Raw genomic sequence first — 8,048 nt, forward strand, 5'->3', positions numbered from 1 at the left:
GCTTCAACCCTCGAGACGCCGAAAACGCGCTAAACTACCTCAGGAGCAGACTTCGCGCTTGGTCACAATTAGGTGATAATCCCTATTATTTTAAGAAAATCTAGGTAATCTTCATATAGTTTACAGAAGATAATCTCTTCGTTTCCCATAATAACCTCCTAATGCGCGGCCAGCCAGTTATCCCCGACGCCGAGCTCGACGGTCAGCGGCACGCTGAGCTTGATCAGCCCCTCGTGGGCCTGCTCCATCGCCCGGCGCAGCAGATCGCTGACGGCCTCGACCTCCCCCCGGGGGGCCTCGACGAGGAGTTCGTCGTGGATCTGCAACAGCAGCCGGGCCTGGAGCTCGGCGCTCCCCAGGGCCTCCTCGGCGCGGATCATGGCCAGCTTGCAGATGTCGGCGGCGGTGCCCTGGAGCGGGGCGTTGAGGGCGGCGCGCTCGGCCGCCTCACGTACCCGGCGGTTGGGGGAGTTGATCTCGCCGAAGGGCCGGCGGCGGCCGCAGAGGGTCACGGTGTAGCCCAGTTTGCGCACACGCTCGGTGTGGCGCTCCATCCACTCCTTGACGGCGGGGTACTTGCGGAAGTAATTGTCGATGAACTCCCCGGCCTCGTCGCGGCCGATGTCCAGGTCCCGGGCCAGGCCGTAGACCCCCTTGCCGTAGATCAGGGAGTAGTTGACGATCTTGGCGCTGTTGCGCTGCTCCGGGGTGACCTCGTCGGGGTCGCACTCGAACAGGGTGGCGGCGGTGGCGGCGTGGACGTCGACGCCGGAGCGGAAGGCCTCGATCAGCCGGGTCTCGCCGGAGACGTGGGCCAGCAACCGCAGCTCGATCTGCGAGTAGTCGGCGCTGACCAGCTTCCAACCCGTCGGAGCGGTGAAAGCGGCGCGGATGCGGCGGCCCAGCTCGGTGCGGATGGGGATGTTCTGCAGGTTGGGGTCCGAGGAGGAAAGGCGCCCGGTGGCCACGGCGGCTTGGTGCAGGGTGGTATGCAAGCGGCCGGTGGATTGTGCGATCCGCTCGGGCAGCCGGGCGGCGTAGGTGCCCTCGAGCTTGGCCAACTGGCGGTAGTCGAGGATCACCCGGGCGATCTCGTGCTCCGGGGCCAGCTTCTCCAGCACGCTCTGGGCCGTCGAATAGCCCGTCTTGGTCTTTTTGGCCCCGGGCAGGTCGAGCTTGTCGAACAGCACCTCGCCGACCTGCTTGGGCGAGGCGATGTTGAACTCGATGCCGGTCAGCTCGTGGGCCCGCTCCTCGAGCTCCTCCATCCGCCGGCGCAGCTCGGCGGCGAAGTCGCCGAGGGCCTGCCGGTCGAGCCAGAGGCCCCGACGCTCGACGGCGGCCAGCACCGGGGTCAGCGGCAGTTCGATCCCACGGTAGACCAGCTCCAACTCGGCCTCGGCCAGCTTCTTCTCCAGCACGGGCCACAGGCGCAGGGCGGCGGCGGCGTGACCGGCGGCTTCGCTCTGCTCCGGCTCGGCGAACAGGTCGCCCTGGGCCTCGTCCCCACCCCCCCGCGGCCGCTCGCCGAGGTGTTTCTGGCAGTAGTCGGCCAGCCCCCGGGGCGGACGGTCGGCCTCCAGCAGCCAGCCGGCCAGCATCAGCTCCTCGAAGGTCCCCAGCTCCTCGCTGAGCGGCTTCAAGGCGTAGCCGATCGCCGTCACCCCGTCGGCGTTCAGCAGCTCACCCAGCCAGGCCGGGAGGCCGTCCTCGCAGGGGACCAGCAGCTCGGCATCGCTCCGGACGGCCAGCCGCAGGGCCCGCAGCTCGTAACTGCGGTCGTCGCGATACTCGCCCAGGGGTATCAGCGCTAGCCGACCGGCGTCCTTGACGGCCGCGCCAAAATCCTCCGGCGGCCCGTCGTCGGCCGTGGTGAAACTGACCTCCCGACTCTCGGCCAGGCCCAGCTCCCGGGTCAGGCTGGCGAAGCGCAGGCTGGAAAGCAACTCGCGGGCCTCGTCCCCGGGCGCCGAGAGACGCAGCTCGTCCAACCCGGGCACCGGCGTTTCCTCGTCCAGCCCCACCAGCCTCCAGGTCAGCCGGGCCTCCTCCTCGTGCTCGCGCAGCTTCTCGCCCAGCTTGCCCTTGACCTCGTCGGCGTGATCGAAGATGCTCTCCAGGTCACCGTACTCCTCCAGCAGCCCGGCCGCTTTCTTCGGCCCCACCCCGGGTACGCCGGGGAGGTTGTCGACGGTGTCGCCGGTCAACGCCAGCAGGTCGCGCATCTTCTCCGGCGCCACCCCGAACTTCTCCCTGACGTAGTCGGCGTCGCGCAGGCTCTCCTCGCCCTTGCGCCCGTGGGCGATGTGGCGCACCGCCGGGCCGATGAGCTGCATCAGGTCCTTGTCGCCGGTGAAGATCAGCACCTCGTAGCCCGCGTCGCGGGCCTCTCGGGTCAGGGCGGCGATGGCGTCGTCGGCCTCGTAACCCGGCACCTCGACCACGGGCCAGCCCAGGGCCGGGTAGAGTTCCCGCAGGCGCTCCATCTGCGGCGGCAGCTCCGGCGGCGTCGGCGGCCGGTTGGCCTTGTAGTCCTCGAAGACCTCGTGGCGGAAGTTTTTCCCCGGCGCGTCGACGACGAAGGCGAAGCGCTCCTCGGCGTACTCACCGAGGTGCTTGCGGTACCCCCCCTTTTCCGCGCCGTCGAACAGGTGCCGCCGGATCAGCCCCAGCACCAACCGGGTGGCGCCGTAGAGCGCCGCCACATTGACCCCCTCCTCGTCGGTCAGCGAGGACTTGATCGAGTGGAAGGTGCGAAAAATCAACGAGTAACCGTCAACCAGCAGCAGGCGCGGCTTGTCCGACATCGTTCTCCTCGGGCGGGGGCGGGCGTGAACCTCAAGACGTTTATCCGATTATAGCACCCGCCGGGGACGGGGGTAAAAGGACGCCCGGTGGCTGACCCCGTTGAAAACAGCCCGGCATAATCCGAGTGCTCACCCCCGGCGATAAGCTCAGCGCGCCGGAACCGGCACGGTTTTTGCATCTCGGCGACCGTTGGAACGAGGGTAACGGTTCGCCTCCGCAAAAACCGTGCCGGTTCCGGCGCTGAGCCACGTCTAGCTGCCGACGTTCGGGGGCTGTTTTTCAACGGGGTAAGGCGGCCCACCAGGGGTGTTCGCACTGAACAAGCCCAGCCTCACTGGCAGGAGGCTAGGTGTTTCGTTGAACCTGTCAACACCCTCTGCTAAACTCTTTCTATTCGGTGGAAGACCGTTTCCGCGGCCCACCCGAGCAGGTGAAGGGAGCATAGCCTCTACTGGAAGGAATAATGATGGCCGTCGAACAAGCTGTCGTCGAGCGGATAATCGAGCTGGTGCGCGTTGTCTACCCGGGCTGGGTAGATTTCGATGATCCACGGTTGCACAAAGACGAGTTGGATTACAAGCGGCAAACCGTCGAGTTGGCCGCCGAGTTGCTGGGCGCCGAGCGTCTGAGCGAGCTGTTGGAGGCCGGGGACACCGGGGAGTTCATCGAGAGTCTGGAGCGCGTCGGTCGGGACAACAACCTGCTTTACAACGCCGCCCCCAGCCGGGGCGACCTGAACATCCTCTACGCCGAGAACCTGGATAAGGCGGCCTTCTGTCGGGCGGTTTTAGAGCTGCTCCACGGCGAGGAGCCCGTCGGCGAGCGTCTGGGGACCTACCTGGACTACATCCGGTCTCACGAGCTGCCCGACAAGTGGACCTTTTCCACCTACTTCCTCTTCTTCACCCAGCCGGAGTCCGAGCTGTACATCAAGCCGATGGCCGTCAAGCGTTTCCTCGAGCTCATCGATCGCGCCGAGCTCTGGGATTCCAATCCCAACGCCGACAGCTACCTCAAGCTGCGCGGGCTGGCCCATGAGCTGCGAGCGGCCTTCGCCGACCGCGGCGCCCGGGACATACTCGACGTCCAGAGCCTGATCTGGGTCTGCCGGCTGGCCGACGATCAGCTCCAGCAGCCCCTGGTCTCCTCGGAGCGGGCCGAGGAGTTCACGGAGTTATTCGCCCGCTTCACCGCCGAGTACCCGCACGAGAGCAGCTTCGCCGAGCATCGCAGGCTCTACGAGAAAGGTCGGCGGCGGGGACAGGAGAACTGGGAAAGGGTGTTGAAGGCTCGCGAGGCCGGGCAGGAATACACCGACCTGGTCCTCGAGAACCTGCTGCCCCACTTCGACAGCAAGGCCAACCGGGAGCGCGACGTCTGGATCAGCGTGGCCCCGGTCATCCGCAGTGACCTGCGGGGTTGGTTCGAGAGTCAGGGTTGGGTCGAAGCCGGCGATTGGCCCCGGGTGGCCGAGGCCGTGGTGGGCTTCGTCGAGCGCTGTCTGTCCGGGCCCGACGAGTTGGACGCCGCCTGCCGGGAGTTCGCCGAGCTGGACTTCATCAAGGGGATGCAGGCCGGTTTTCTCTCGCCGATCCTCAACGCCCTGGAGCCCGAACGCTTCCTGCTGGTCAACTCCAAAAGCTGTCGGCTGATCGACCACTTCTGCGGGACCCGGTTGACGACAACTCTGACCGACTACCCGGAGCTCAACAAGCTTGGCTTGACGATCCTCGACGAATTGGGCGACGAACTCGAGCTCGCCGCCGCCCCTGAGTTGGGGCCAGGCGACGTGCTGGACATGTTCGCCCACTGGTTGGTCGCCGTCTACGGCTATGTCTTCAGGGAGGTCGATTACTGGAAGGTGGCCCCGGGTCCCGAGGCGGTTTACTGGAAGGACTGGGTCGCCGGCAACTACATCTCCATCGGCTGGCCGGAACTGGGCGATATCGGCGGTGTGTTAAAACGGGAGTTCGACGCGCGTCGCGACGAGGTGGTTGAGCACAGCGAGGAAACCAAGGCCGGCATCGAGCAGGCCTGGCGCTTCTCGCGGCTCAAACCCGGCGACCGGATCGTCGCCAACAAGGGGACCACAGAACTGCTGGGGTTGGGCACGCTCAGCGGCCCCTACTATTTTGCCGACGGCGAGGAGTACCCCCACCGCCTGCCCGTGGTCTGGGACGACCTGACCCGGCGGCGCATCGACGAGACCGGCTGGCGCCGCACCCTGGTCAAGTTGGACGCCGAGAAATTCCGCCGCCTGAGCCAGGCACCGCCGCTCGAGGAGGACAAAATGACGACGAGCACAGAAAAAACATCGGAGGGCCTGTTCAGCCGGGAGACCTTCGAGCTGCTGGCCGCTCTGCACGAGGACCCGACTAAGGACTTCTACCAGGCCCATCGCGACGGCTTCGCCGAGTACGTCGAGGAGCCGTTCAAGCGGCTGTTCGCCCTGGTCGCCGAACGGCTGCCCGAGCCGATGACCGAGCTGCTGGAGACCGAGAAACGAATCCTGGCCCGCATCCCCAAGAACGACTACGGCCGCGGCGGGGCCTGGGATTACCTCTGGGGCGCCTTCTACCCCGCGGGCGGCCGGCGGATCGCCGACGCCCAGCTCTCCCTCTACATCGATCGCAGGGCTCTGACCTGGGGCTTCTACGTCGGCGAATACGGCGAGGAGTCGCAAGAACGTTTTCTGCGCAACTGCCGGCGGCACCGCCGCGCCCTGCCCGGCCTGCTGCGGGACTCGCTCAAGCGCGAGGGCTTGACGGCGGCTGAGCTGCTCTACGGTGACGAGGCTGAAGAAGAGGTGCTGCGCCAGACCGAGCTCTTCGACGATCCGGCGGCCCTGGCAAGCAACCCCGAGCTGGACGCCTGGCTGGACGAGCCGGCGACCCACGGACTCAACGTTTCGCTGGGTTCAGGCCGCGACGGAGTTCTCGCCCATGGCGCCGCTGAGCTGGCCGAACGGATCGCCGCCGCCTACCGTGCCCTGTTCCCCCTGGTGCTGTTGACCGTGGAGGAAGATCCCCTGCCGGCCATCCGGGAATTCCTGTGCGCCGGTGAGGAGGAGGAGCCGGAGCTCCAGCCGCGCTACCCCCTCGAGCAACTGGCCGCGGAGAGCGGTTTCTCCCGCGAGTTGCTGGAGCGCTGGAAGCGGGCCGTCGAGCGCAAGGGCCAGGCAATCCTCTACGGTCCGCCGGGCACGGGCAAGACCTATATCGCCCGCCGGCTGGCCCGGCACCTCGTCGGCGGCGGCGACGGTTTTCACGAGCTGGTCCAGTTCCACCCCGCCTACGCCTACGAGGATTTTATTCAGGGCATCCGCCCGGAAACCGCCGCCGACGGCGGCTTGAACTATAAGCTGGTTTCCGGACGCTTCCTCGAGTTTTGCCGGCGGGCCGCCAAGCGCAAAGGCCCCTGCGTGTTGATCATCGACGAGATCAACCGCACCAACCTGGCCCGGGTGCTGGGCGAGCTGATGTACCTGCTCGAGTACCGCGAGCAGGCCGTTCCCCTGGCCGGTGGCGACAAACCGTTCAAGATCCCCGGCAACGTCCGGCTTCTCGGGACGATGAACACCGCCGACCGCTCGATCGCCCTGGTCGATCACGCCCTGCGGCGGCGCTTCGCCTTCCTGCGTCTGCAGCCCGACTACGCCGTCCTACGCCGCTACCACGAGCGCGAGGAAACCGGCTTCGACACCCGCCGCCTGGAAGCCGTCCTGCAGAAACTCAACAAGGCCGTCGGCGATTCCCACTACGAGGTCGGTATCACCTTCTTCCTGCGCCCCGACATCGCCGACCAGCTCGAGGACATCTGGCGGATGGAGATCGAGCCCTACCTCGAGGAGTTCTTCTTCGACCAGCCCGGCAGAGTCGAGACTTTCCGCTGGGAGAATATCCACGAGGAAATCCAGTGAAGCCCCGGGTCATCGAGCTGACCGAGTATAAACCCCGGCATCTATCCAGGGACGAGCTGCGGCCCGAAGACGCCCGCCTGCTCTGGGAGCGCTACGGAAAACGAATCAACGTCGATTTTCCCTCGCCGCGGACCGCTGACCGTTACATCTTGACCCCGCAGGGCTGGGTCGGTTACCTGCCGCTGACTCCGGAACTGCACCTGGATCTGCGGACCAAGGTCCCTGTGGTCAGTGTCTTCGCCATGCTGGAATACGCCTACAAGCTGAAGGGCTTCGAGATACTTTCGGGGGTGCGGGACTGCACCAGCCTGGATGAACTATTCGAGAAACTGGCCCACATCCTGGCCCTGCGGGTGTTGCGCCGGGCCCGGCGCGGTTTCTATCGCGAGTACCTGCGTCGTGAGGAATCCCTGCGGCACCTGCGCGGTCGCCTGTTGACACGGGAAGCCCTGCGGAAACCCTGGGAGGTCCGTCTGTGGTGCCGCTACGAGGAGCACACAGCCGACATCGACGACAACACCTTATTGGCCTGGACCTTACAACGGGTCAGCCGCAGCGCCGCCTGCGGCGAGTGCTCCCGACCGGCCATCCGCCGGGCTTACCGCTCCCTGGCCGGTCTGGTGGCCCTGCGCGCCCACGGCGCCGCTGAGTGCCGCGACCGGCTCTACCACCGTCTCAACGAAGACTATCAGCCCCTCCACGCCCTGTGTGCCTTCCTGCTCGAACACAGCGGTCCCGCCCAGGCCGGCGGTGACCGCGACAGCATTCCCTTCCTGCTCGATATGCACAGCCTGTTCGAACTGTTCGTCTTCGGCTGGCTGACGGCCCACGCCCCGCCGCAGTTACTCGTCGACTGCCAGTACGTCACTGATGACGAGCTGGGTTTCCGCGCCGACATCGTCCTCAAGGATCGGACCACCGATAAGCTGCACTGCGTCATCGATACCAAGTATAAAACCCCCGACAAGGCGGCCGCCGCCGATATCCAGCAGGTGCTGGCCTACGCCGAGATGCTGGATTGCGACGAGGCCGTCCTGCTCTACCCCGTCGAGCCGGCTAAGCCCTTCGACGGATGCCCGGGACAAAGCCCGATCCGGGTCCGCACTCTGGCTTTCCCCCTGGACGGTGACCTCGAAAGTGCCGGTAGTAATCTGCTGTCCGAACTCCCTGGTCCCGAGAGCACCGCGCCGACCCGTTGAAAAACAGCCCGGCATAATCCGAGCGCTCACCCCCGGCGGTAAGCTCAGCGCGCCGGAACCGGCACGGTTTTTGCATCTCGGCGACCGTTGGAACGAGGGTAACGGTTCGCCTCCGCAAAAAC

3 protein-coding genes are annotated in these 8,048 nt (G+C 66.1%); 2 read left to right on the forward strand and 1 reads right to left on the reverse strand.

Annotated features, from left to right (window positions below):
* Nucleotides 1-158 precede the first annotated feature (158 nt).
* Complete coding sequence (gene polA / locus GF399_06785) at nucleotides 159-2,807, reverse strand: DNA polymerase I (GenBank protein ID MBD3400021.1); 2,649 nt, start codon at nucleotides 2,805-2,807, stop codon at nucleotides 159-161.
* A gap of 1,799 nt (nucleotides 2,808-4,606) precedes the next feature.
* On the opposite strand from polA, the gene GF399_06790 reads away from it, so the two are divergent.
* Both GF399_06790 and GF399_06795 read left to right on the forward strand, forming a co-directional pair.
* Nucleotides 4,607-6,727, forward strand: a complete 2,121-nt coding sequence (locus tag GF399_06790; protein MBD3400022.1) for an AAA domain-containing protein — start codon at nucleotides 4,607-4,609, stop codon at nucleotides 6,725-6,727.
* The gene (locus tag GF399_06795) at nucleotides 6,724-7,926 is read left to right on the forward strand and encodes a restriction endonuclease (protein ID MBD3400023.1); all 1,203 of its coding nucleotides are present in this window, start codon (nucleotides 6,724-6,726) and stop codon (nucleotides 7,924-7,926) included. Before GF399_06790 ends, GF399_06795 begins: the two co-directional genes overlap by 4 nt.
* The last annotated feature ends 122 nt before the right edge of the window (nucleotides 7,927-8,048 follow it).

It is taken from the genome of Candidatus Coatesbacteria bacterium, assembly GCA_014728225.1.
Taxonomy (GTDB): Bacteria; RBG-13-66-14; RBG-13-66-14; order RBG-13-66-14; family RBG-13-66-14; genus WJLX01.

What these genes read in the sequence shown, in the direction of transcription:
- polA (MBD3400021.1), bottom strand. Translation starts at nt 2,807, where the DNA reads ATGTCGGACAAGCCGCGCCTGCTGCTGGTTGACGGTTACTCGTTGATT.
- GF399_06790 (MBD3400022.1), top strand. Translation starts at nt 4,607, where the DNA reads ATGTTCGCCCACTGGTTGGTCGCCGTCTACGGCTATGTCTTCAGGGAG.